This is a genomic window from Variovorax sp. N23 (genome assembly GCF_025486315.1).
Taxonomy (GTDB): Bacteria; Pseudomonadota; Gammaproteobacteria; order Burkholderiales; family Burkholderiaceae_C; genus Variovorax.
The window spans coordinates 164,529-189,283 of the sequence record NZ_JAOOPY010000002.1; the positions used below are offsets into that span (position 1 = coordinate 164,529).

Genomic DNA, 24,755 nt, shown 5'->3' on the forward strand with positions numbered 1-24,755 from the left:
CGGGCTCAGCCCTTGATGAAGCTCAGCAGGTCGGCGTTGATGACGTCCGCATGCGTCTTGAACATGCCGTGCGGGTAGCCCGGGTAGATCTTGAGCGTGGCGCCCTTCACCAGCTTGGCCGACAGCACGGCGGCGTCCTGGTAGGGCACGATCTGGTCGTCGTCGCCGTGCATCACGAGGGTGGGCACGTCGATCTTCTTCAGGTCTTCCGTGAAGTCGGTTTCGGAGAAGACCTTGATGCAGTCGTAGTGCGCCTTCACGCCGCCGGCCATGCCCTGGCGCCACCATTCGGTGCGGATGGCTTCGGACACCTTGGCGTTCGGCCGGTTGTAGCCGTAGAAGGGGATCGTGAGGTCCATGTAGAACTGCGAGCGGTTGGCGGCCACGCCGGCACGGATGCCGTCGAACACCTCGATCGGCAGGCCGCCCGGGTTGGCGGCGGTCTTCACCATGATGGGCGGCACGGCGCTGATCAGCACGGCCTTGGCGACGCGCTTGGTGCCGTGGCGTCCGATGTAGCGGGCGACTTCGCCGCCGCCGGTGGAGTGGCCGATGTGGATCGCGTTCTTCAGGTCGAGTGCTTCGGTCAGCGCGGCCAGGTCGTCGGCATAGGTGTCCATGTCGTTGCCGGTCCAGGTCTGGGTCGAGCGGCCATGGCCGCGGCGGTCGTGCGCGATTACGCGGTAGCCCTTCTGCAGGAAGTACAGCATCTGGATGTCCCAGTCGTCGGCCGAGAGCGGCCAGCCGTGCGAGAACACGATGGGCTGGCCGGTGCCCCAGTCCTTGTAGTAGATCTGGGTGCCGTCTTTGGTGGTGATGGTGGGCATGGGTTGGTTTCCTTTGGAGAGCGGTTGATGGGATGGGAAAGGGCTGCCACCTGCGGCGCAGCCTGGCAGGGCCATGGCGGCGGTCACGGCCGCCGCGCCGCCCGCCAGCAGCAGCTGGCGGCGCGACAGGTCGGCGAGGAAGGTGGTCGGGGATTCGTTCACGGGGACTCCTGATGGGGCGTTGTGCCTGCGGAAAGTCTGCAGGCCGGCCATCGCAAGGGCGTCTCCCCGAAGGGGCGAAAGGCTTCCGTCCGATGGCGCATCGATGGGAACCCGAATGGCGCGCGCGCGCATCGGTCAATGGGGGGAGATGGCGCGGAACGGGCGTGCGCGCCGTATGTCCGCTGTCGACGATGCGCGTCGCCTGGTCACAATGGCACGCGGCGCGGCGCCTTCCAATGCGCGTGCGCCCACCACGACCGGGGCGCGACGGGATCTCAACATGCTGGATGGACGATGGGAACTTTGCAGGGCAGCCGCGTGACCGACGGCGCGGACCGGCCGCCGAGCCGGCTGGTCGACCGCACGCTGCGCAGCGACGCCCAACTGCTGCTGGCGCGGCGCACCGCGACCGGCGGCGGCGCGTCGGTGCTGATCCTGCGCACCGCCGCGACCCGGCCCGGCGCTGCGCTGCGCGAGCGGCTGCGCCACGAGTACGCGCTGCGCGAGCGGCTCGACGACGGCTGGGCCGCGCGGCCGATCCACCTCGACCTCGAGGCCGAGCACCCCGCGCTCACGCTCACCGACCCGGGCGGCGAGCTGCTGTCGCGCCGCATGGGCGGACCCTGGCCGGTGCGCGCGGCGCTGCGGGTGGCGGTGGGCATGGCCGCCGCGCTCGGCCAGCTGCATGCGCGCGGGCTGGTCCACAAGGACATCCAGCCCGGCCATTTCTTCGTCGACGTGGCGGCGGCGCGGGCCTGGCTCACTGGCTTCGGGCTCGCCTCGGCCGTGCCGCGCGAACAGGCCAGCGCGGCGCACTCGGACATCATCGCCGGCACGCTGCGCTACATGGCGCCGGAACAGACCGGCCGCATGAACCGCTCGGTCGACGCGCGCAGCGACCTGTACGCGCTGGGCGCCACCTTCTACGAGATGCTGACCGGCGTCGCCCCCTTCCAGGTCACCGACCCGGCCGCGCTGATGCACGCCCACCTCGCGCAGCAGCCGGTCGCCCCCGGCGTGCGCGTGCCCAGCCTGCCGAACACGCTGTCGCGCATCGTCATGAAGCTGCTGGCGAAGGCGGCGGAAGACCGCTACCAGACCGCCGCCGGGCTCGAGCTCGACCTACGGCGCTGCCTGTCGGACTGGGAGCGCCAGGGCAGCCTCGACGACTTCGTGCTCGGCACCGCCGACGTGCCCCGCCAGCTGCTCGTGCCGGAGCGGCTCTACGGCCGCGAGCGCGAGGTGGCCGCGCTGCGCGCCGCCTTCGACCGCGTGGCCGACCAGGGGCGGATCGAGCTGGTGCTGGTGCATGGGCCCGCGGGCATCGGCAAGTCGTCGATGGTGCGGGAGCTGCAGCGCGCACTGCTCGGCGCCGGCGGGCTGTTCGCCTCGGGCAAGTTCGACCAGTACACGCGCGACGTGCCGCTGGCCACGCTGTCGCAGGCGCTGCAGGGCCTGCTGGGCATGGTGCTCGGCCGGCCCGAGCCCGAGCGCGCCGCGTGGCAGGCCGCGCTGCGCAAGGCGGTGGAGCCGCACGGCCATTTCGTCGCGGGGCTGCTGCCGCAGCTGGAGACGTTGATCGGCCCGCAGCCCGAAGGGCCGGAGCCCTCGTCGCAGGACGCGCAGGCCCGCTTCCATCAGGTGTTCCGGCGCTTCCTCCAGGTCTTCGCGCGGCGTGAGCATCCGCTGGTGCTGTTCCTCGACGACCTGCAATGGGCCGACCGGGCCACCAGCGACCTGCTGGTGCAATGGCTCATGGCGCCCGACGACGCGCATCTCCTGCTGGTCGGTGCCTGCCGCGACGTGGGGGGCGATGCGGCATCGGCCGACGCCTCCGATCTGGTGGCGCGGCTGCGGGCCCTGGGCGGCGAGGGTGCGCCGGTCAGCGAGATCGCGCTGCGCCCGCTCGACCTCGAGGACATCGGCTGGCTGGTGGCCGACACCCTGCGCACCGACACGCATCGCGTCGCCGCGCTGGCGCGGCGGGTGCACGAACGCACCGGCGGCAACCCCTTCTTCGCGGGCCAGTTCATCACCGAGCTGGCCGACGAGCACCTGCTGCTCTACGACGCCCCGACCGCCGGCTGGACCTGGGACATCGCGCGCATCGATGCACTGGCCGAGGCCGACCCGGGCGCCGACGCCGTGGTCGCGCTGATGGCGCTGAAGCTGCAGCGGCTGCCGGCGGCTACCCGCGGCCTGCTGCAGCAGCTGGCCTGCCTCGGCGTGCAGGCCGAGGCAGCGGCACTGGCCGTCGCCGCGCCCTGCGACGCCGACACGCTGGGCGTGCTGCTGCATCCGGCGGTCGCGGCCGGCCTGCTGCTGCAGCGCCAGAGCCTGTGGGTCTTCGCGCACGACAAGGTGCGCGAGGCGGCCTACGCGCAGGTGCCGGCCGCCGCCCGGCCGCGGCATCACCTGCAGATCGCGCGGCGCATGCTGGCCGGCACGCCGTCGCCGGACGCGCGCATCGCCGCGGTCTTCGACATCGTCGACCAGCTCAACCGCGGTGCCGCCGCCATGACGCGCCAGACCGAACGCGAGGCGGCGGCCGAACTCAACCTGATGGCGGCCCACCGCGCGCGCCGGGCCACCGCCTACGGTTCGGCGCTGGGTTACCTGGGCGCCGGCATGGCGCTGCTGACCGAGGCCTCGTGGCAGCGCCGCCATGCGATGTGCTTCGACCTGCACCTGGTGCGCAGCGAATGCGAACTGCTGGCAGGCCTGACCGCGCAGGCCGACCCGCGCCTGGCCGCGCTGCTGCCGCGCGCCCGCACCCGGGCCGAGCGCGCGGCGGTGTATCGCCTGCGCGTGGTGATGCATGTGCTGTGTTCGGACTACGCCCGTGCGGTGGCGCAGGCCATCGAATGCCTGTCCGACTTCGGCATCGACCTGGTGCCGCACCCGAGCGACGCGCAGCGTGACGCGGCCTACGCCGACGTGCTGATGCGCCTGGGCGACCGCCCCATCGAGTCGCTCAGCGACCTCCCGCGCGCGGTCGACCGCGACGTCGAGGCGGCCATGGCGGTGCTCTCGGAACTCTTTGCGCCGGCCTGCTTCACCGACGAACGCCTGGCCTTCGTGTACCTGTGCCACATGGTGCGGCTGAGCCTGTCGCACGGCATCACGCCCGGCTCGGCGCAGGGCTTCGCCTGGTTCGGCATCCTGCTCGGCCGCTTCTACGGCCGGCACGACGAGGGGCTGCGCTTCGCCCAGCTGTCGCGCGCGCTCGTGCTGCGCCACGGCTTCGGCGCCTACGAAGCCAAGAGCCTGTTCTCGCTCGAGATCGCCAGCGGCTGGACCCGCCCGCTCGACGTGGCGGTGCGGCTGGCGCGCGCCACCTTCACCGCGGCGGCCGAACAGGGCGACGTGGCCGTGGCCTGCTTCGCCAGCCACCATGTGGTGAACGACCTGCTGCTGCGCGGTCATCCGCTCGACGCGGTGGCGCAGGACATCGAGGCCGGCCTGGCCTTCGTGCGCAAGGCGGGCTTTCGCGACGTGGTCGACGAGCTGCTGTCGCAGCAGCGTTTCGTGCAGGCGCTGCGCGGCCGCACGGCCGGCATCAAGAACTGGGACGGCGACGGCTTCGACACCGCCGCATTCGAAGCCACGCTCGAGCCCGACCGCATGCCCACGATGGTCTTCTGGCACTGGCTGCTGCGGGCGCAGTCCTTCTTCATCGGGGGCCGGCCCGACCTGGCGTGGGACGCCGCGCAGCGCGCGCAGGCGTGGCTGTGGTCGGCGGTGCATGTGCAGTGCGCCAACCAGCCCTACATCGCGGCGCTGGCGCTGTCCGGCCTGCCCGCCGAACACCCGGCCTGCGGGGCCGACCGGCCGCAGCGCCTGCGTGGCTACCGCGACCAACTCGCCGGCTGGGGCAGCCACGCGCCCCATACCTTCGCCGACAAGGTGGCGCTGCTCGACGCGGAGATCGCGCGGCTGGAAGGCCGCACGCTCGACGCCGGGCGCCTCTACCAGCGCGCCACCGACCTGGCCCGCACCCACGGGCTGCTGCAGAACGAAGCCATCGCCAGCGAACTGGCGGCCCGCTTCCACGCCGGCGAGGGCCTCGCGACCGTGAGCGAGACCTACCTGCGCAGCGCGCGGCACGCCTACCTGCGTTGGGGCGCCGATGCCAAGGTGCGCCAGCTGGAGCAGACCTTCGCCTTCCTGCGGCACGAGCCGGTGACGGGCGGCGACGTGGCGCCGGACTTCGAGCTCTCGGCCGAGCGCATCGACCTCGCGGCGATGATCCGCGTGTCGCAGGCGCTGTCGGGCGAGATCGTGCTCGACCGCCTCATCGACACGCTGCTGACCGCGGGCATCGGGCATGCCGGCGCGCAGCGCGGCCTGCTGGTGCTGTCCGACGGCGATGCCTGGCGCGTCGAGGCCGAGGCGCACACGCGCCGGGACGGCGAGGGCGTGGGGGTCGACTTCCGCCGCACGGCGCTGACCGAGCACGACATGCCTGCCACCATGCTCCAGCACGTGGTGCGCACCCGCAAGCGCATGCTGCTCGACGACGCATCGGTGGCGCAGGTGCTGAGCCCGCAGGGTGCCGGCCGCGTGGACGAGCGCGCCGGCCGCCGCTCGGTGCTGGCGCTGCCGCTGGTGCGGCAGGGCCAGCTGCTCGGCCTGCTGTACCTCGAGAACAACCTGGCGCCGCGCGTCTTCACGCCGGAGCGGCTGAGCCTGCTCGAGGTGATGGCCTCGCAGGCGGCGATCTCCCTGGAGAACGCGCGGCTCTACGCCGACCTGGCGCGCGAGAACCATGAACGCCGCGTGGCCGAGCGCGAGAACGCGCGCGTGCAGGCGGCGCTGCAGGACAGCGAACTGCGCTTTCGCCGCATGGCCGACGCGACCCCCGACGTGATCTGGATCACCGAGCTCGTGCCCGAGCGCGTGGTGTACGCGAGCCCGAGCTTCGAGCGCATCTGGGGCCGCAAGGTGGAAGACCTGTACCGCGAGCCGCACCTGTGGATCGACAGCATCCACCCGGCGGACCGCGGCCGCATCGGCGAGACCTTCGGCCAGTGGCTCGACGGCGGCGCCCACGCGCCGTGGAACGCGGAGTTCCGCGTGCTGCGGCCCGACGGCGCGGTGCGCTGGATCCACGAGCGCGGCGTGCTCATCTCCGACGGCCAGGTGCAGCGCGTGAGCGGCATCTCGACCGACATCACCGAGCGCCGCATGGCCGAGGCCGCATTGCGCGAATCCGAAGAACGCTTCGCCCTGGCGGTGGCGGGCGCCAACGACGGCATCTACGACTGGGACATCCTGAGCGACCAGATGTTCATGTCGGAACAGGCCCAGCGCCTCTACGGACTGGAACTCGGCCCGACCCTGCGCACGCGCTGGGAATGGCTGATGCTGGTGAAGATCCACCCCGACGACATCGCGGTGCGCAGCGAGAGCATCTTCGGCTACCTCGAAGGCCGCCTGCCGACCTGCGACGGCGAATGGCGCATGCTGCACCCCGACGGCGTCTACCGCTGGCTGCGCGTGCGCGGCGTCTGCGTGCGCGACGCCAGCGGGCGCGCGACGCGCCTGGCCGGCTCGGTCAGCGACATCGACCTGCAAAAGCGCGCCGAGGCGGCGTTGCAGCAGAGCCAGCGGCTGGAGGCGGTCGGCACGCTGGCCGGCGGCATCGCGCACGACTTCAACAACATCCTGGGCGCCATCCTCGGCTTCGGCGAGATGGCGCTGCGCGGCACGCGCGCGGGCAGCCGCACGCGGCGCGACATCGAGTTCATCCTGAAGGCCGGCGAGCGCGGCCGGGCGCTGGTCGAGCGCATCCTGGCCTTCAGCCGCAGCGGCCTGGCCGAGCGCGTGCCGGTGCACGTCGAGGGCGTGGTGGAGGAGGCGCTCAACCTGCTGTCGGCCGGGCTGCCCGAGGGCGTGCGCGTGCGTACCGAGCTGCACGCGGGGGCGGCCGCCATCCGCGGCGACGCCACGCAGATGCACCAGGTGTTCATGAACCTCGCCACCAACGCGCTGCAGGCCATGCCCGAGGGCGGCACGCTGCGCGTCGGCCTGGCGCCGCAGCGGCTCGCGCAGCCGCAGGTCGCGACCACCGGCACGCTCCCGGCCGGCGAGTACCTGGTGCTGTCGATCGCCGACACCGGCGCGGGCATCGGCCCGGAGAACATCGCGCGCATCTTCGACCCCTTCTTCACCACCAAGGAAGTCGGCTCGGGCACCGGCCTGGGCCTGTCGCTGGTGCACGGCATCGTCTCGGAGTTCGGCGGCGCGCTCGACGTGCGCACGGTGCTCGGCGAGGGCAGCACCTTCACCGTGTACTTGCCGCGCATCGACGACCTGCCGCTGCCGGTCGAGCGTGCGCCGCACGCGCTGCCGCGCGGCGCGCACGAGCAGGTGCTGGTGGTCGACGACGAGGAGGCGCTGGTGCGCCTGGCCACCGACACGCTCACCAGCCTGGGCTACGTGCCGGTCGGCTTCACGTCGAGCGAGGAGGCGCTGGCCGCCTTCACCGCGCACCCCGACCGCTTCGACGCCGTGCTCACCGACGAGCGCATGCCGGGGCTGTCGGGTGCGGAGCTGATCCGTGCCCTGCGCCAGGTGCGGCCCAGCGTGCCGGTGGTGCTGGTGAGCGGCTACCTTGGCGCGGCGGTGGTGCGGCGCGCGCGCGAGGCCGGGGCCGACGCGGTGCTCGGCAAGCCCGTGGCCCGGCACGAGCTGGCGAACGCGCTGGCGCGCTTGTTGGGAGCCGTGAGCTGATCCTGGCGGGGCTCAGCCCATCGCCGTCTCGACCGCCTGCATCAGCTCGCCGTGCGTGAAGGGCTTGGGCAGCACGGCGGCCGCGCCGAGCTGCCCGATCAGCGGCGCCGACGTGCCTTGGCCGCGGCCCAGGCGCGCCGACAGAACGATCAGCGGGACGTGCTGCAGCGCCTTGAGCCGGCGCACCAGCGGTGCCGCCGAACGCGGGCTGGACACGTTGGCGATGACCAGGTCGACCTGCAGCCCGGCCAGCGTGCCGGGCTGCGCGACCGTCACCGTGTGGCCGGCCTCCGCCAACCATTGCACGATCAACTGGCGCATGAGGTCGTCGCTCTCGACGACGGCGATACGGTAGGCAGGGGGCACGGTGTCGTCTGTCTCTTTCCGGTGGGGCGCAGGGCCGTGGCCGATGCGCGTGTTGTTCCGCCATTGAAAACCGCCTGCGGCCACTTTGGATGCCAGAAGGATGGCCCCATGTGTCATCGGACACAGACGGGGCGTGAGATGATCGAAGGCGGAGCGAAAATGAGCCATGCATGAGAGCGGCGAGACCGGTTTGACGCACGTCCTCGCGGTGGACGACGACCCGTCCGTGCGCGACCTCATCGCCACCTACCTGGGCGATTACGACATGCGCGTCACGGCGGTGCCGGACGAGCAGGGGATGTCCAAGGTGCTGGCCCGCGAGGCGGTCGACCTGGTGTTGCTGGACCTGCGCCTCAAGGGCGAGGACGGCATGGACATCGCCCGCAGGCTGCGCGCCGAGTCGAAGCTGCCCATCATCATCCTCACCGGCCGGCAGGATGACGCCGACCGCGTGATGGGTCTCGAACTCGGTGCCGACGACTACCTCACCAAGCCCTTCTCGCCCCGCGTGCTGCTCGCGCGCATCCGTGCACTGCTGCGTCGCACCCGCATGCACGAGACGCTGGCCGACACGGTGGCCAACATCCGTGCCTACCGCTTCGCCGGCTGGGACCTGAACCTGCGGCTGCGCCGGCTGAGCGCGCCCGACGGCCGCGCCGTGCCGCTGCGCAACGGCGAGTTCAACCTGCTGATCGCCTTCCTGTCGGCGCCGCAGCGCGTGCTGGCGCGCGAGCAGCTGCTCGACCTTTCCCGCCTGCACAACGCCGAGGTGTATGACCGCTCGGTCGACGTGCAGGTCGGCCGGCTGCGCCGCAAGATGGAAGAGAACCCGCGCGCGCCGACGCTCATCGTCACCGAGCGGGGCGCGGGCTACGTGTTCAAGGCTGCGGTCGACGTGGTGCGCGACTAGGGCCTACAAGGCGACGGCCGTCGAGCGGCTAACCTCGGGCCTCCATGGCCGAATCCCGCATTGCCATCTATGGCGCCATCGTCGCGAACGTGGCGATCGCCGTCACCAAGTTCGTCGTCGCCGGCCTCACCGGGAGTTCGGCCATGCTGTCCGAGGGCATCCACTCGGCGGTCGATACGTTCAACGGCGTGCTGCTGCTGGTCGGCCTCAGGCTGAGCCAGCGCCCCGCGACCGACGAGCACCCCTTCGGCCATGGCAAGGAGCTCTATTTCTGGAGTCTCATGGTGGCCGTGCTGATCTTCGGTCTGGGCGGCGGCGTGTCGTTCTACGAGGGCATCCACCACATCCGCGACCCCGAGCCGCTCAGCGACCCGACGTGGAACTACATCGTGCTGGGCGCGGCGGCGCTGTTCGAGGGCGCGAGCTTCGTCATCGCGCTGCGCCAGTTTCGCGGGCAGGCACGCGGGCGGCCGTTCTGGAACGCGCTGCACGCGAGCAAGGACCCGGGCACCTACACCGTGCTGGCCGAAGACGGTGCGGCGCTGCTGGGGCTGGTCGTTGCCGCCACGGGCATATTCCTGAGCCACCGCTTCGGCATGCCCGAGCTCGATGGCGCCGCCTCGGTCGTCATCGGCCTCCTGCTGGCCGGCGTGGCCGTGCTGCTGGTGCGAGAGTCGCGCGGGCTGCTCATCGGCGAAGGCATCCGGCGGGAGACGGCGCAGGACATCCGGTCGATCGCACGGGCCCAGCCGCATGTGCGCGACGTCGGCCGCATCCTGTCGATGTACATGGGGCCCGAGGAGGTGCTGGTCACCGTCGACCTCGATTTCGACCCCGGCACGCGCACCGAAGAGGCTGCGGCGGTCATCACGGTCATCCAGCGACAGGTGCGCGCGCGTTATCCCATGATCCAACGACTTTTCATCGAGGCCGGAGAGGCCCGCGCATGACCGCATTCCGATCGAGATTCCGCCTGAGATGCGCGTTGGCGGCGCTGGCCTGGCTGCCCCTGTGCGCGACGCCCGCGCTGGCCGTCGCGCCCAGCTGGGGCGCCATTGCCGCCCGGCCCGGCGGCTACGGCTATTCGTTCAACCAGACCAGCCGCGCCGCGGCCGAGCGCGTGGCGCGTGCGCAGTGCGAGGGCGCGGCCGGCCGCTCGACGCGCTGCGAGGTGCGTGTCTATTTCGATCGCAGCTGCGCGGCGCTGGCCACCGGCAATTTCGGTGAGTGGGGCACGGCCATCGGGCCCGACCGGAAGGCTGCGGGACAGGCCGCGGTCGCGCAGTGCGACGGGCACCTGCCGACCGAACCCTGCAAGCTCGCGGTCAGCGTCTGTTCGCTGCCCTGAGAAGCTGTGAACGAGGTCAAAGCAGCTTGCGATAGACCACGAAGCCCGACCTGTCGGCCACCTGGTCGTAGAGACGCATCGCCGTGTGGTTGGTTTCGTGCGTCTGCCAGTACACCCGCCCGGCGCCGGCCTGGGCCGCGCTTCGGTAGACCTCCTCGATGAGCGCGCGGGCCACGCCCTTTCCGCGCGCGGCCTCCACGGTGAAGAGGTCTTGCAGATAGCAGGTCGGATTCAGCTGGATCGTGCTGCGGTGAAAAAGAAAGTGCACCAGCCCGATGAGTCCATCGGCGCTCTCTGCGACCCGCGCGTGCATCGGTTCCTGCGGGTCGAGAAAGCGTGACCAGGTGGTGCGGGTGATCGCTTCGGGCAAGGCCGTCTCGCCGCTGCGTCCGTAGAAGGCGTTGTAGCCGTCCCAGAGCGGGCTCCAGGCCGCGAAGTCGGTGTCTGCGATGGGGCGGATGCGAAGGGGAGAAGGCATGGGAGGGTCCGGTTGTCTGTCGGGGGGGCGGGTGCGGCTACGCAGTCGTCCAGTCATTTTTATGCTTTCTTTACGCTCCGCCACCGCCTCTGTTCCCCGTTTTTACGGCCCTCGGCGCAAACTCACTGCCGTGTCTCGACCAGAGGAGTGACAGATGGACATCGTATGGATTGCGGCGGTCGCCGTGTTGTGGATAGCCGTTGCCGAGATGGTGGTGGGGCTGAACAAGCTCGCCGCCCCGAAGGGCCGGGAGAAGGCCGCCTCGGCATCATCGGGAGCACGGACGTGATCAGCCTCGACGTGCTCTACGGCGCGGGCGGCCTGATCGCCGTCATTCTCTTCGCGTACCTCGTCTTCGCACTGATCTGCGCCGAGGAGTTCTGAGATGACCACTTCTGCCTGGGGCCTGCTGGTCCTGCTGCTGGTCGCGCTGGTCGTGCTCGGCTGGCCGCTGGGCCGCTTCATCGCCGCCTTGTGCGACGGCCGCCTGCCGCGCTGGATGCAGCGCGTCGAGGCGCCGCTCTTCAAGCTCGCCGGGGTCGCCCCCGACGAATCGATGCACTGGCGCACCTACGCCTTCGCGCTGCTGGCCTTCAATGCCATCGGCGCCTTCGCCGTCTATGGCCTGCAGCGCCTGCAGGCCGTGCTGCCGCTCAACCCGGCCGGCATGGCCGCGGTGTCGCCCGACTCGTCGTTCAACACGGCGCTGAGCTTCGTCACCAACACCAACTGGCAGGGCTACGCCGGCGAGTCGACCATGAGCTATCTCACGCAGATGCTCGGCCTCACGGTGCAGAACTTCCTGTCGGCCGCCACGGGCATCGCGGTGGCCTTCGCGCTGGCGCGCGGCTTCGCTGCGCGCAGCACCGACGGCAGGGGTTCGGTCGGCAACTTCTGGGTCGACATCACGCGCATCACCGCCTGGCTGCTGCTGCCGATCTCCTTCGTGCTGGCGATGTTCTTCGCCGGCCAGGGCGTGATCCAGAACTTCGACGCCTACCAGGCCGTCACCACGGTCGAGGCCACGGCCTACCAGACGCCCAAGCTGGATGCCGACGGCCAAGCGTTGAAGGACGCGGCCGGCGCGCCGGTGATGGAAGACGCCAGCACGCCGACGCAGACGATCGCCATGGGCCCGGTCGCGTCGCAGGAGGCGATCAAGATGCTCGGCACCAACGGCGGCGGCTTCTTCAACGCCAACTCGGCGCACCCCTACGAGAACCCGACCGCGCTCGCGAACTTCGTGCAGATGCTGGCGATCCTGCTGATCCCGGTGGCGCTGTGCTTCGCTTTCGGCCGCGTGGTCGGCGACCTGCGCCAGGGCTGGGCGGTGCTGGCCGCGATGACGGTGCTGTTCGTCGCCGCCGTGGTCGTCATCATCCCGGCCGAGCAGGCGGGCAACCCGCTGCTGCAGCCGCTGGGTGTCGACCAGATGGCGTCCGCGCTGCAGGCCGGCGGCAACATGGAAGGCAAGGAGACGCGCTTCGGCATCACGGCGTCGGCGCTGTTCGCCGCCATCACCACGGCCGCTTCGTGCGGTGCGGTGAATGCCATGCACGACTCCTTCACGCCGCTGGGCGGCATGGTGCCGATCGTGCTGATGCAGCTGGGCGAAGTCGTCTTCGGCGGCGTCGGCAGCGGGCTCTACGGCATGCTGATCTTCGCGATCCTGGCGGTGTTCATCGCCGGCCTGATGATCGGCCGCACGCCCGAGTACCTCGGCAAGAAGATCGAGGTGCACGAGATGAAGCTCACGTCGATCGCCATCCTCATCACGCCGATCGTCGTGCTGGCGGGCACGGCGGTGGCGGTGAGCATGGGCCTGGGCAAGGCGGGCATCGCCAACCCCGGCGCGCACGGCTTCTCGGAGATCCTCTACGCCTTCACCTCGGCCGGCAACAACAACGGCAGCGCCTTCGCCGGCCTGTCGGCCAACACGCCGTACTACAACGCGCTGCTCGGCATGGCCGTGTGGCTCGGCCGCTTCGGAATGATCGTGCCGGTGCTCGCCATCGCCGGCGCGCTCGCCGCCAAGAAACGCCTGCCCGTCACGGCCGGCACCATGCCCACGCACGGCCCGCTGTTCGTCGTGCTGCTGGTGGGCACCGTGCTGCTGGTCGGCCTGCTCAACTACGTGCCTGCGCTCGCGCTGGGTCCCGTGGTCGAACATCTGATGCTCTGGAAGTGAGGGTCGCACCATGACCTCGAAAACTGCAAGTTCCCTTTCGCTCTTCGACATGGCGCTGGTCCGGCCCGCGCTGTGGGGCGCCGTCGCCAAACTGAGCCCGCGCGTGCAATGGCGCAACCCGGTGATGTTCATCGTCTACATCGGCAGCATCCTCACGACGCTGCTCTGGGTGCATGCGCTGAGCTTCCCGGGGGACACGGGCATGCCGCCGGCCTTCGTGCTGGCCATCACGATCTGGCTCTGGTTCACCGTGCTCTTCGCCAACTTCGCGGAGGCGCTGGCCGAAGGCCGCAGCAAGGCGCAGGCCGCCTCGCTGCGCGGGCTGCGCAAGGACACCTGGGCCAAGAAGCTGAAGGAGCCGTTCCACGGGTCGAGCTTCCTTCCCGAACAGGCGCCGAATCTCCGGAAGGGCGATGTCGTGCTGGTCGAAACCGGCGACGTCATTCCGCTCGACGGCGAAGTCATCGAAGGCGTGGCCTCGGTCGACGAGAGCGCGATCACCGGTGAATCGGCACCGGTGGTGCGCGAGTCGGGCGGCGACTTCTCGGCGGTGACCGGCGGCACCCGCGTGCTGTCGGACTGGCTGGTGGTGCGCATCGCCGTGAACCCGGGTGAATCCTTCCTCGACCGCATGATCGGCATGGTCGAGGCGGCCAAGCGCCACAAGACGCCCAACGAGATCGCGCTGACCATCCTGCTGGTCGCGCTGACCATCGTGTTCCTGATGGTCACCGTCACGCTGCTGCCCTTCTCGGTGTTCAGCGTGAGCGCGATGGGCACGGGCACGGTGGTGTCGCTGACGGCACTGGTCGCGCTGCTGGTGTGCCTGATTCCGACCACCATCGGCGGGTTGCTGTCGGCCGTGGGCGTGGCCGGCATGAGCCGCATGATGCAGGCCAACGTGATCGCGACCTCGGGCCGCGCGGTGGAAGCCGCCGGCGACGTCGACGTGCTGCTGCTCGACAAGACCGGCACCATCACGCACGGCAACCGCCAGGCCAGCGCCTTCCTGCCGGCGCCGGGCGTGAGCGCCGAGCGCCTGGCGCGCGCCGCACTGCTGTCGTCGCTGCCGGACGAAACGCCCGAAGGCCGCAGCATCGTCGAGCTGGCCCGCCGCGGCGGCACCGACGACAGCGCGATCGCCGACGCACGCTTCGTGCCCTTCACCGCGCAGACCCGCATGAGCGGCGTCGACCTGCCCGCGGCTGGCAACAGCCTCGACGCCGACCTCGTCGCGTTGCGCAAGGGCGCGGTCGATGCCGTGCGCAAGCATGTCGAAGCGCTGGGCGGCCACATGGCCCCCGAGGTGCTGCGCGCCGCGGACGAAGTCGCGCGCCGCGGCAGCACGCCGCTGGCCGTGGCCGAGGGCAACCGCGTGCTCGGCGTCGTCGAGCTCAAGGACATCGTCAAGACCGGCATCAAGTCGCGCTTCGCCGAGCTGCGTGCGATGGGCATCAAGACGGTGATGATCACCGGCGACAACAAGCTCACCGCCGCCGCCATCGCGGCCGAGGCGGGCGTCGACGACTTCCTGGCCGAGGCCACGCCCGAAGACAAGCTCGCGCTGATTCGCCAGTACCAGGCCGAAGGCCGGCTGGTCGCGATGACCGGCGACGGCACCAACGACGCTCCCGCGCTGGCGCAGGCCGACGTGGCGGTGGCGATGGGCAGCGGCACGCAGGCCGCGAAGGAGGCGGGCAACATGGTCGACCTCGACTCCAACCCGACCAAGCTGCTCGAAGTGGTCGAGACCGGCAAGGCGCTGCTGATGACGCGTGGCTCGCTCACGACCTTCTCGATCGCCAACGACGTGGCGAAGTACTTCGCGATCATCCCCGCGATCTTCGTGTCGACCTACCCGCAGCTGGGCGCGCTCAACGTGATGCGGCTGGCGAGCCCGTCGTCGGCCATCCTGAGCGCGGTGATCTTCAATGCGCTGGTGATCGTGTTCCTGATCCCGCTCGCGCTCAAGGGCGTGCGCTACCGGCCCGTCGGTGCCGCCGCGCTGCTGCGCCGCAACCTCGCCATCTACGGCCTGGGCGGCCTGGTCGTGCCCTTCATCGGCATCAAGCTGATCGACTGGCTGCTGGTCGCCGTGCACCTCGTCTGAAAGAGACACCATGAAAACCATTCTTCGCCCCGCCCTCGTGCTCTTCGTGCTGTTGAGCGCGCTCACCGGGCTGGTCTATCCCTTGATCGTCACCGGCGCCGCGAAAGCGGTGTTCCCCGAGCAGGCAGCCGGCAGCCTGATCACGCGCGACGGCAAGGTCGTCGGCTCGCGGCTGATCGGCCAGAACTTCTCGGACCCGAAGCACTTCTGGGGCCGCCCGTCGGCCACCGCGCCGATGGCCTACAACGCCGCCGCGTCGGGCGGCTCCAACCAGGGGCCGCTGAACCCGGCGCTGGTCGATGCGGTCAAGGGCCGTGTCGAGGCGCTGCGTGCGGCCGACCCCGGCAACACGGCGCCGGTGCCGGTCGACCTCGTGACGACCTCGGCCAGCGGGCTCGACCCTGACATCAGCCCGGCCGCCGCCAACTACCAGGCGGCACGGGTCGCACGCGTGCGTGGTGTGCCGGTCGACCAGGTCCAGGCGCTGATCGCGCGCCACACCGAAGCGCCCTTCGGCGGTTTCCTCGGCGAGCCGCGCGTGAACGTGCTGGCGTTGAACCTGGCGCTCGACGCCATGCAGTAAAACCCCCGCATGGACGCTCCCCGCCCCGACCCCGACGCGCTGCTCGCGCAGATGCGCGGCGACGAAGCCCGCGCCCGCCGCGGGCGTCTGCGCATCTACTTCGGCGCCAGCGCGGGCGTCGGCAAGACCTGGGCGATGCTCGCGGCCGCGCAGCGCGAACACGCGGCGGGTCGCGACGTGCTGATCGGCGTGGTCGAGACGCATGGCCGCAGCGAGACGGCCGCGCTGCTGACCGGGCTGGCCCGCCTGCCGCTGCGCGACATCGCCTACCGCGGCCGCACTCTGGCCGAGTTCGACCTCGACGGGGCGCTGGCCCGCAAGCCCGCCGTGCTGCTGGTCGACGAGCTCGCGCATTCCAACGCGCCGGGCTCGCGCCATGCCAAGCGCTGGCAGGACGTGCAGGAGCTGCTGGCCGCCGGCATCGAGGTCTGGTCGGCGCTCAATGTGCAGCACCTCGAAAGCCTCAACGGCACGGTCGGTGCCATCACCGGCGTGCGGGTGCACGAGACGGTGCCCGACACCGTACTCGACGAGGCCGACGAGGTGGTGCTGGTCGACGTCACGCCCGACGAACTCACCGCGCGGCTGGCGGCCGGCAAGGTCTACCTGCCCCAGCAGGCCGAGCGCGCGGCGCAGAACTTCTTTCGCAAGGGCAACCTGATCGCGCTGCGCGAGATCGCCTTGCGCCGCACCGCCGAGCACGTGGAAGACGACGTGCGCGGCTGGCGCGTCGAGCAGTCCGGGCTGAACGGCAAGGATGGCGCAGGCGGCCCGCAGGCCTGGAACACCTCGGGCGCGATCCTCGCCTGCGTCGGCCCGCACGAGGGCGCGGCGCAGACGGTGCGCACGGCTGCGCGCCTGGCCGGGCAGCTCAACGTGCGCTGGCATGCCGCCTACGTCGAGACGCCGGCGCTGCAGCGCCTGCCGGCCGCGCAGCGCGACCGCATCCTGGCCGTGCTCAAGCTGGCCGAGGAGCTGGGCGCGGCGACCGCGGTGCTCACCGGCGCCAACGTGCCGCAGGCGCTCACCGCGCAGGCGCAACGGCTGAACTGCGCGACGCTGGTGGTGGGGCGTGCGGAGCCGGTGGCGGGCTGGCGCCGCTGGTGGCCGTCGGCGTCGCTCACGCGCGAGCTGGCGCGGCTCGCGCCCGCGCTCGACATCGTCGAGACGGCGCGTTCAGAAAGCTCGCGCCGCCTTGGCCGCACGCTGCTCGGTGCGGCACGCGACGTGGCGACCGGCGACGACATTCCCGACGACGCCGACCGGCCGCATGCGCGCTGGCCCGGCTACGTGTGGGCCGCGGCGATGGGCGTGGCCGTCACGCTGATCGCCACGCCGCTCTCGGGCGTGCTGGAGCAGGTGAACATCGTCATGCTGTTCCTGCTGGGCGTGGTCGGCATCGCGATGCGCTTCGGCCGCGGGCCGGCCGCGCTGGCGGCGCTGCTCAACGTGGCGGCCTTCGACTTCTTCTTCGTCTCGCCGCGGCTCTCGTTCGCCGTGGGCGACGTGCAGTACCTCGTCACCTTCGCGGTGATGCTCGGCGTCGGCCTGCTGGTCGGGCAGCTCACCGCCGGCCTGCGCTTCGCCGCGGGCGTGTCGACCAGCCGCGAGCGGCGCGCGCAGTCCTTGTTCGAGCTCACGCGCGAGCTCTCGGCCGCGCTCGAAAGCGCGCAGGTCGTCGAACTCGGCGCGGCGGCGGTGCAGGGGCACTTCGGCGGGCATGCGCTGGTGCTGGTGACCGACGCGAACGACCGCCTCGTCATGCCGCCCTCACCGCCGCCCGGCTTCGACGCGAGCGTGGCCGACTGGGCCTTCCGCCAGGGCCAGCCCGCCGGCCTGGCCACCGCCACACTGGCCGCGCAGCCCTGGCATTACGTGCCGCTGAAGGCGCCGATGCGTGTGCGCGGCGTGCTCGCGCTGGCGCCCGCGCAGCCGCGCTGGCTGCTGATCCCCGAGCAGGTGCAGCAGCTCGAGACGCTGGCGCGCCAGATCGCCATCGCGCTGGAGCGCGTGCACTACGTCGAGGTGGCGCAACAGGCCGTGGTCGAGATGGAGTCGGAGCGCCTGCGCAACACGCTGCTGGGCGCCATCTCGCACGACGTGCGCACGCCGCTGACCGCGCTCATCGGCCTGGCCGAATCACTGCAGACGGCCGGCCCCGGTGCATCCGATGAGCGCGGCGAGACGGTGCAGGCCATCGTCGCGCAGGCGCGCGCGCTGCATGCGCTGGTGAACAACCTGCTGGACATGGCGCGGCTCGAAGCCGGTGGTGCGGGGGGCTCGGTGCAACTGCGGCGCGACTGGCAGTCGGTGGAGGAGGTGGTCGGCGCGGCCATCCGCTCGGCCGGCCCGGCGCTCGGCGGGCGGGCGGTGCAGACGGCGCTCGCGCCCGACCTGCCGCTGGTCGAGTTCGACGCGGTGCTGATCGAACGCGTCCTGGTCAACCTGCTCGAGAACGCCGCCAAGTACGGCGCGCCGCCCATCGTCGTGAACGCGCACGCAACCGCCGAGGCGCTGGTGCTGTCGGTGCGCGACCACGGCCCGGGCCTGCCGGCGGCGCTGCGCGGCCGCGAGCAGCTGCTGTTCGACAAGTTCACGCGCGGCCAGACCGAGTCGGCGACGCCGGGCGTCGGGCTGGGGCTGGCGATCTGCAAGGCCATCGTCGGTGCGCACGGCGGCGAGATCGCGGCCGCCAACGCATCGGGCGGCGGCGCAGAATTCACGGTCACGCTGCCGCGCCGCACGCCACCGGACGTCACCGAGGCATCTTCCGCCTCTCCCGGCGTCTGAAGAGGAGTCCAACTGAATGAAACCGGCGCAACTCATTCCAGGGACACCGCGGAACTGGCTTTGCCAGACCGCTGGTGTCGCCCCCTTGAGGGGGAGGCGCCGCAGGCGCATCGGGGGTGTTTCATGGTGACACCTGTTGCCATCGTCATCGAGGACGAACCGCAGATCCGCCGCTTCGTGCGCGGCGCGCTGGAGTCCGAAGGCTGGGCGGTGCACGAGGCCGGCACCGTGCGTGATGGCCTGGCGGCGGCGGGCACGCGCCAGCCCGACCTGGTGGTGCTCGACCTCGGCCTGCCCGACGGCGACGGCGTGGGACTGATCCGTGACGTGCGCGGCTGGTCGGCGGTGCCGATCATCGTGCTGTCGGCGCGCATCGACGAGGCCGACAAGATCGCCGCGCTCGATGCCGGTGCGGACGACTACCTCACCAAGCCCTTCGGCACCGGCGAGCTGCTGGCGCGCGTGCGCGCCAACCTGCGCCGGCCGCGCGCCGCGGCGGGCGGTGCGGCGAACGCCGAGGTGGCCGAGCCGCTGTTCCGCTTCGGCGAGATCGAGGTCGACCGCGCCGCGCGCCTGGTGCGTCGCGCCGGCGCCGAGGTGCACCTCACGCCCACCGAATACCGGCTGCTCGGCGTGCTGGTGGCGAACGCGGGACGCGTGCTCACGCAGCGGCAGCTGCTGCGCGAGGTGTGGGGTCCCTCGCATTCGGAGCAGAGCCACTACCTGCGCATCTACATGGGCCACCTGCGGCAGAAGCTGGAGGCCGACCCGGCCCAGCCGAAGCACCTGCTGACCGAGACGGCCGTGGGTTACCGGCTGGTCGCCTGACGGCGTCGAGGCGCGGGGCTCACTGCCACCAGCGCGTGCCGGGTCTGCCCACCCGCAACGGGCCGGCGCCGAGCAGTGCAACCACCAGGGCCGTCAGCAGGAAGAAGCCCTGCAGCTCCAGCGCCCAGCCGCCGCTCTTGGCCATCGTGAAGAACTGGCCGGTGTGGACCAGCAGCAGCGCCACGACCATGTTGAAGGCGATGACGAGCGCAGCCGGCCGGGTGAAGAAACCGAGCAGGATCAGCGCCGGTGCCAGCACTTCGCCCACGTAGACCAAGTGGCCGATGGCGGTCGGCAGGCCGGCGGCGCCGAGCATGCGGTAGACGAAGTCGGCGCCATTCTCCATCTTCCCGATGCCGTGAATGATCAGCAGCCCGCCCAGGGTGAGGCGAAGCAGCAGTTTGCCGAGCGCGTCGGTGCGTGCGGTATCCATCGCTTACTGCGCCGCGGGCGTTGCCTGGTCGGCGGCGGCGCTGCCAGTGGTGCCTTGCACGCGCTGCAGCTCGGCCGTGTAGACGCCGTTGTGGCGGGCGCGCTGGTAGGCGGCGAGCTGCTTGGCGTAGGCTGGTGCGTTGCTCTGGGCCGTGTCGGCCAGCGAGGCCGTTTCCAGGCCGGCGCGGCGCCACAGGTTCAGGTCGGCCTGCACCTCGGCGCGGCTGAGCGTGCCGGCGGCGTTGCCGGCCGAGGCCTGCGTGCCGACCCAGGCTTCGGGCGCTGCCGCAGCGACGCGGGCGTTGCGCTGCAGGTCGGCGGCGACGTCGGCGCGGCTGACGGCACCGGTGGCGGCGATCGGCGTGCCGACCCAGGCTTCGGCGGGAACGGTCTGCGCGGCCGCGGTGCCGGCCGTGCCGGCGGCAACGACCAGGGCGGAGAGGGCGAGGAGGTGCTTGGCTTGCATGGTGAAGAGTCCTTTGGTTGTTCGTGCCGTTGCCGATGAAAGGCGATGGCTGGGCAACGAAGTCTCTTCGCTGACGTCGCCGCGCGATGTGCGCTGGCGCACCTCTTTCCTCAGGTCGTTTCGGCAGCGGGCCGTGCCGGACGCGGCACATGCAGCACCTCGATCGGCTCGGCGCGTCCACGCAACTGCACCGTGTGTGCGGCACCGAAGCGGTCGGCCATGTCGGCCTGTCGGGCCGCGAACACCGAGACCACCAGCCGCGCATCGGCCGCCTTCGAATGGTCCTGCAGCCGGCTCGCGGTGTTGACCACCTCGCCCACGGCGGTGAAGGTGGTCGTCTCAAGGTAGCCCACTTCGCCGACGGCGGTGCGCCCGGCGTGCAGGCCCATGCCGAAGTCGAGCCGGTGGCCGAACTGGGCCTCGAAGCCGGCGCCCCAGGCGTCCATGCGCTCGCCGATCCGCGCGGCGGCGTCCATGGCCTGGCGGCAGGCCGTGGGCAGGTCGACATCCAGCCCGAAGATCGCCATCACGCTGTCGCCGATGAACTGGTTGGGCACGCCGCCGCTGTCGCGCACCGCGGCACCGACGGTGGCGAAGTAGCGCTCCAGCAGGTAGGCCAGGTCGAAGGGCCACTGGTTCTCCGACAGGCCCGACCAGCGCCGCAGGTCGACGAAGAGGATCGCCACGTCGCGCTCGCGGCCGAAGCGGGCCGGCTGCGTGGCGGCGCCGGTCTCGAACAGCGGCGTGACTGCGAGTTCGCCCTGCGGCCGCAACTGGCAGGCCAGGCGCACGTCGGCCGGTGCGCGCACGCGGGCCAGCGTGCGGCGCTCGTCGCGGCCCGGCGCGTCGAGGTGTTCCGGCGGGCCGCTCACGCGCACGCGGCAGGTCGAGCAGCGCGCCCGGCCGCCGCACACCGACAGGTGCGCGATGCCGTGCGCGCGGCTGGCATCGAGCACGCTCCAGCCGCGCGGCACGTGCACGCTGCGTTCGGGGTAGCGCAGCACGATCGATGCGCCGGGCCGGCGCTCGCGGCGCAGGCGCAGCCCGCGCGCCGCGAACACGGCGAGCAGCAGCAGGCCGTAGAACAGTTCGATGTGGCGCTCGGCCCGGTCGATGGCCACGCCCTGCGCCGGCGTGGGCACCTGCGGCGGCATCACGCCCGACCATTGCAGCTCGCGGCCCATGCCGAGGAAGCCGGCCGCGGCCAGCACCGGCAGCAGCACCGCTGCCACGAGCAGCAGGTGCGAATGCCGCCGGTAGCCGGGCCGTGCCCGCAGCGCCAGGTGCACGCCGAGACAGCCATGCGCCCAGGCGGCGGCCATCAGGGCGAACTGGCCCCCCGCCCCGCCGATGCTCCACAGCCCACGCACCACGCGCGCATACGACGGCTGGAGCGCGAAGGCCTCGTAGGCCCAGCGCATGGCGCTCAGGTGCGATGCCAGCAGCAGCGGCAGCGAGAAGCCCAGCAGCAGCCGCACCGCCTCGATCGGCGGCATGCGCAGGCTGCGGCGCTCCCACGCGCCCTGCAGCGCCAGCACCAAGTGCGTGGCGGCCGCACCGTACAGCAGCAGCGTGCCCGGCAGGCTGTGCCAGAAGCCGTGCACCGCCCGCAGCACCGCTTCGGCGAAGGCCAGCGACACCAGGCCCAGCGCATGGTTCAGCAGATGGCCGGTGACGTAGCCCAGCAGAATCAGGCCGCTGGTCCACCGCAGGTTCCGCCGTGTGGGCAGGGCGAGTCGGGGCGGGGAACGGACGGGCATGCAGGCGGCTCGAAGGGGCGCCCGAGCATAATCCGCGCGCCCTGGCGCCCCTCACGCATGCCCCACACCACTGTCCGTTCTTCCCTTGCGCTGCGCCGGGTCGCCCTGTTCGACGCGCTGCCCGACGACCGGCTCGACCGCGTGGCGCAGGCCTGCCGCTGGCAGAGCGTCGAGGCCGGCCAGCCGCTGGTGCTGCGGGCGCAGGACGAGGGCGACGTCTACTTCATCGTGTCGGGGCGCGTGCGCATCACCACCTACGCGGCCAGCGGACGACAGGTCACCTTCCGCGACTGCGGGGAGGGCGAGCTGTTCGGCGAACTGGCGGCCATCGACGGCGGCCCGCGCTCGGCCGACGTGCTCACGCTGCAGCCCAGCGTGCTGGCCAGCCTGCCACCGGCCGACTTCCGCGCGCTGCTGCGCGAGGAGCCGCCGCTGGCCGAGCGCGTGATGCTTCGCCTGGCCTCGCTGGTGCGCCAGCTGTCCGAACGCATCGTCGACCTCAGCACGCTCGAGGTGCCGCAGCGCCTGCAGGCCGAGCTGCTGCGCCTGGCGCAGGCCGCCGGCGTGGCCGACAACCGCGCCCGGCTGGAGCCGTCGCCCAAGCACGCGGCGCTGGCCAGCCAGATCAGCACCAACCGCGAACAGGTCACGCGCGAGCTGAACGCGCTGGTGCGCCAGGGCGTGCTGCAGAAGGACGGCAAGGCGCTGGTGGTGGCGGACGTGCAGCACCTGGCGCGCGCCGTGGCGAACGCGCGCGGCGACGCGGCCACCCTGTAAGCACCCCCTGAAGGCTTGCGCTGCCGCGTCAACTCTCCTAGACTTCATCCACGTATATGTGGATACAAAGTTACATTCAGAATTATTCGAGTGTGTCGTCGGCCGGGCGTCGCGCATGATCGACATCCACCGCCTGACCGGCCTGACGGCGTCGTTCACCGCCGAGGAAGAGGCCTACAGCCACATCATCCAGCGCATCCGCAGCGGGCAATACCGTGCGGGCGATCGCCTGATTCCTGAGGAAATCGCCACGGAGATCGGCACCAGCCGCATGCCGGTGCGCGAGGCCTTTCGCCGGCTGGCGACCGAGGGCCTGGTCGACATCCGGCCGCACCGCGGGGCGGTGGTTCGCAAATTGTCGACCGCCGAAATGGTCGAGGTGTTCCAAATGCGCGCCGTGCTGGAGGGCCTGGCGGCGCGGGTCGCTTTCAGCACCATTCAGGAAAAGCACATTGCGGTGCTGGACGATCTGATCGGGCAAATGGAATTGGCCGAGGATGATGTCCAGGAATGGGTGTCGCTGCACCGCCAATTCCATGAATACCTGTGCTCGCTGAGCCACAACCCGCGCCTGATGCGGCAGATCTCGTCGCTGCATTCGGTGGTCGAGCCGCACATGCGGCTGTGGCTGGAGAAGTCGGACAGTCCCCACCGCTCGCGCAGCGCGCACGGCTACGTCATCGATGCCTTGCGGGCCGGGCCGGCGGAAGAGGTCGAGAAGGTGCTGCGCCAGCATGCCGAGCGAACCATCGCGAGCCTGGAGAAATTCATGGCGCCGGAGTCGCCGAAAAAAGCGTAGCGCCAACCCTCATGCACGCAATCGGGTCGTGAAAAATGCACCGATTCATGCGTCATGCGCAATTCAGTGCAAGCGATCTCCGGATTTGCGTGCGAATTGCGCATTTCCGAAATTTCGGTAATTCGAGGCGTTGATTCGGGCATGCTAATTGCGAAATTGCAGATGTTCCTTCCTTCCACAATCTGCAAGAGGTATGCAATGACATTGCGCTCGCTCCACCGCTGCGTCGCGCTCCTGGCGGCGGCTTTCGCGTCCCACGGCATGGCCCAGACGGCCGCCACCCCCTGGCCCACCCAGCCCGTGAAAATCATCGTTCCCTTCGGCGCGGGTGGCGGCACCGACCAGCTGACCCGCCTGATCGCCAACGGCCTCGGCGCCGACCTGCAGCAAAGCTTCGTCGTCGACAACAAGCCCGGCGCCGCCACGCTGATCGGCAGCGAACTGGCCGCCCGCGCGCCGGCCGACGGCTACACGCTGATGATGTCCGGCCCGGCGTCGATGGTGACGAACCGCTTCACCTTCAAGAAGCTCAACTACAACCCCGAGTCCTTCGAGAAGGTGGCGCTGGTGGGCTACACGCCCAACGTGCTGGTGGTGAACCCGGCCATGCCGTTCAAGACAGTCAAGGAGATGGTCGCCTACGCCAAGGCCAACCCGGGCAAGCTGACCTATGCGTCCTTCGGCGCGGGCACCACCTCGCACCTCGCCGGTGAAATGCTGCGCGCGGTGGCGGGCATCGACATCCTGCACGTTCCGTACAAGGGCGCGGCGCAGGCGCTGCCGGCGGTGGTGAGCGGCGAGGTGTCGATGTTCTTCGACACCATCGTGACCAGCATGCCCTTCGTCGCCGACGGCAAGCTGCGCGCGCTGGGCGTGACCAGCCCGCAGCGCTCGTCGATCGCGCCGAACATTCCCACGATCGCCGAGCAGGGCTACCCCGACTTCGACGTGGTGGTCTGGTACGGCATCGTCGCGCCGCAGGGCACGCCCAAGCCCATCCTCGACAAGCTCGACGCATCGCTGACCAAGCTGATGAAGGACCCGGACTTCAAGGTGAAGTTCGCTGCCGCCGGCGCGGAGCCCGCCGTGGGCGGCCGCAAGGAATTCGAGTCGGTCATCGCCAAGGAACTGGTCAAGACCGAACGGCTGGTCAAGCAATCCGGCATGACCATGCAGTAGCCTCCCGCTCGCACGGA

The 24,755-nt window shown here is 71.0% G+C and carries 20 protein-coding genes; 14 read left to right on the forward strand and 6 right to left on the reverse strand.

Going from position 1 to position 24,755, the window contains the following annotated elements; all coding sequences use genetic code 11:
* Positions 1-5: 5 nt before the first annotated feature.
* The gene (locus tag N8A90_RS03745) at positions 6-827 is read right to left on the reverse strand and encodes an alpha/beta fold hydrolase (RefSeq protein WP_262073594.1); all 822 of its coding nucleotides are present in this window, start codon (positions 825-827) and stop codon (positions 6-8) included.
* Between the two features lie 456 nt (positions 828-1,283).
* Between N8A90_RS03745 and N8A90_RS03750 the strand changes: the two genes are divergently transcribed.
* A complete protein-coding gene (locus N8A90_RS03750; RefSeq protein WP_262073309.1) occupies positions 1,284-7,724 on the forward strand; it encodes an AAA family ATPase in 6,441 nt (2,146 codons plus the stop codon).
* 12 nt (positions 7,725-7,736) lie between these two features.
* Here N8A90_RS03750 and N8A90_RS03755 read toward each other — a convergent pair whose 3' ends face one another.
* On the reverse strand, positions 7,737-8,090 hold the full coding sequence (locus tag N8A90_RS03755; RefSeq protein ID WP_262073310.1) for a response regulator transcription factor: 354 nt from the start codon (positions 8,088-8,090) through the stop codon (positions 7,737-7,739).
* 190 nt (positions 8,091-8,280) lie between these two features.
* On the opposite strand from N8A90_RS03755, the gene N8A90_RS03760 reads away from it, so the two are divergent.
* Genes N8A90_RS03760 through N8A90_RS03770 form a run of 3 tightly spaced genes read left to right on the forward strand, consistent with a single transcriptional unit; the run spans position 8,281 to position 10,348 of the window.
* A complete protein-coding gene (locus N8A90_RS03760; RefSeq protein WP_316044000.1) occupies positions 8,281-9,000 on the forward strand; it encodes a response regulator in 720 nt (239 codons plus the stop codon).
* 44 nt (positions 9,001-9,044) lie between these two features.
* Positions 9,045-9,950: a cation diffusion facilitator family transporter gene (locus N8A90_RS03765; protein WP_262073312.1), complete on the forward strand. Its 906-nt coding sequence runs from the start codon at positions 9,045-9,047 to the stop codon at positions 9,948-9,950.
* Positions 9,947-10,348, forward strand: coding sequence for a DUF4189 domain-containing protein (locus N8A90_RS03770; RefSeq protein ID WP_262073313.1), 402 nt, complete (start codon positions 9,947-9,949; stop codon positions 10,346-10,348). Before N8A90_RS03765 ends, N8A90_RS03770 begins: the two co-directional genes overlap by 4 nt.
* Before the next feature lie 16 nt (positions 10,349-10,364).
* On the opposite strand, the gene N8A90_RS03775 is transcribed toward N8A90_RS03770, so the two are convergent.
* A complete protein-coding gene (locus N8A90_RS03775) occupies positions 10,365-10,826 on the reverse strand; it encodes a GNAT family N-acetyltransferase (RefSeq protein ID WP_262073314.1) in 462 nt (153 codons plus the stop codon).
* A 154-nt stretch (positions 10,827-10,980) separates the two neighbouring features.
* Between N8A90_RS03775 and N8A90_RS03780 the strand changes: the two genes are divergently transcribed.
* The 7 genes from N8A90_RS03780 to kdpE all read left to right on the forward strand — a co-directional run bounded on the left by N8A90_RS03780 (position 10,981) and on the right by kdpE (position 19,325).
* Positions 10,981-11,115, forward strand: coding sequence for a hypothetical protein (locus N8A90_RS03780; protein ID WP_262073315.1), 135 nt, complete (start codon positions 10,981-10,983; stop codon positions 11,113-11,115).
* Positions 11,112-11,210, forward strand: a complete 99-nt coding sequence (kdpF, locus tag N8A90_RS03785; RefSeq protein ID WP_262073316.1) for a K(+)-transporting ATPase subunit F — start codon at positions 11,112-11,114, stop codon at positions 11,208-11,210. Before N8A90_RS03780 ends, kdpF begins: the two co-directional genes overlap by 4 nt.
* Before the next feature lies 1 nt (position 11,211).
* On the forward strand, positions 11,212-13,014 hold the full coding sequence (gene kdpA / locus N8A90_RS03790) for a potassium-transporting ATPase subunit KdpA (protein ID WP_262073317.1): 1,803 nt from the start codon (positions 11,212-11,214) through the stop codon (positions 13,012-13,014).
* 10 nt (positions 13,015-13,024) lie between these two features.
* Positions 13,025-15,124, forward strand: coding sequence for a potassium-transporting ATPase subunit KdpB (gene kdpB, locus N8A90_RS03795; RefSeq protein WP_262073318.1), 2,100 nt, complete (start codon positions 13,025-13,027; stop codon positions 15,122-15,124).
* 10 nt (positions 15,125-15,134) lie between these two features.
* The gene (kdpC, locus tag N8A90_RS03800) at positions 15,135-15,707 is read left to right on the forward strand and encodes a potassium-transporting ATPase subunit KdpC (protein WP_262073319.1); all 573 of its coding nucleotides are present in this window, start codon (positions 15,135-15,137) and stop codon (positions 15,705-15,707) included.
* Between the two features lie 9 nt (positions 15,708-15,716).
* Positions 15,717-18,497 (forward strand): DUF4118 domain-containing protein, encoded by a 2,781-nt coding sequence (locus N8A90_RS03805; protein WP_262073320.1) that lies wholly within the window; start codon positions 15,717-15,719, stop codon positions 18,495-18,497.
* Positions 18,498-18,620: 123 nt separating this feature from the next.
* Complete coding sequence (kdpE, locus tag N8A90_RS03810; protein WP_262073321.1) at positions 18,621-19,325, forward strand: two-component system response regulator KdpE; 705 nt, start codon at positions 18,621-18,623, stop codon at positions 19,323-19,325.
* Between the two features lie 19 nt (positions 19,326-19,344).
* Here kdpE and N8A90_RS03815 read toward each other — a convergent pair whose 3' ends face one another.
* The 3 genes from N8A90_RS03815 to N8A90_RS03825 form a co-directional block, all read right to left on the reverse strand.
* Positions 19,345-19,758 (reverse strand): DoxX family protein, encoded by a 414-nt coding sequence (locus N8A90_RS03815; protein ID WP_262073322.1) that lies wholly within the window; start codon positions 19,756-19,758, stop codon positions 19,345-19,347.
* A gap of 3 nt (positions 19,759-19,761) precedes the next feature.
* Positions 19,762-20,223 (reverse strand): hypothetical protein, encoded by a 462-nt coding sequence (locus tag N8A90_RS03820; RefSeq protein WP_262073323.1) that lies wholly within the window; start codon positions 20,221-20,223, stop codon positions 19,762-19,764.
* A 110-nt stretch (positions 20,224-20,333) separates the two neighbouring features.
* Complete coding sequence (locus N8A90_RS03825) at positions 20,334-21,983, reverse strand: adenylate/guanylate cyclase domain-containing protein (protein WP_262073324.1); 1,650 nt, start codon at positions 21,981-21,983, stop codon at positions 20,334-20,336.
* A gap of 57 nt (positions 21,984-22,040) precedes the next feature.
* On the opposite strand from N8A90_RS03825, the gene N8A90_RS03830 reads away from it, so the two are divergent.
* The 3 genes from N8A90_RS03830 (at position 22,041) to N8A90_RS03840 (ending at position 24,738) form a co-directional block, all read left to right on the forward strand.
* Positions 22,041-22,760, forward strand: coding sequence for a Crp/Fnr family transcriptional regulator (locus tag N8A90_RS03830; RefSeq protein WP_262073325.1), 720 nt, complete (start codon positions 22,041-22,043; stop codon positions 22,758-22,760).
* Between the two features lie 115 nt (positions 22,761-22,875).
* On the forward strand, positions 22,876-23,559 hold the full coding sequence (locus tag N8A90_RS03835) for a GntR family transcriptional regulator (protein ID WP_262073326.1): 684 nt from the start codon (positions 22,876-22,878) through the stop codon (positions 23,557-23,559).
* Positions 23,560-23,757: 198 nt separating this feature from the next.
* Positions 23,758-24,738: a Bug family tripartite tricarboxylate transporter substrate binding protein gene (locus tag N8A90_RS03840; RefSeq protein ID WP_262073327.1), complete on the forward strand. Its 981-nt coding sequence runs from the start codon at positions 23,758-23,760 to the stop codon at positions 24,736-24,738.
* Positions 24,739-24,755: the final 17 nt, after the last annotated feature.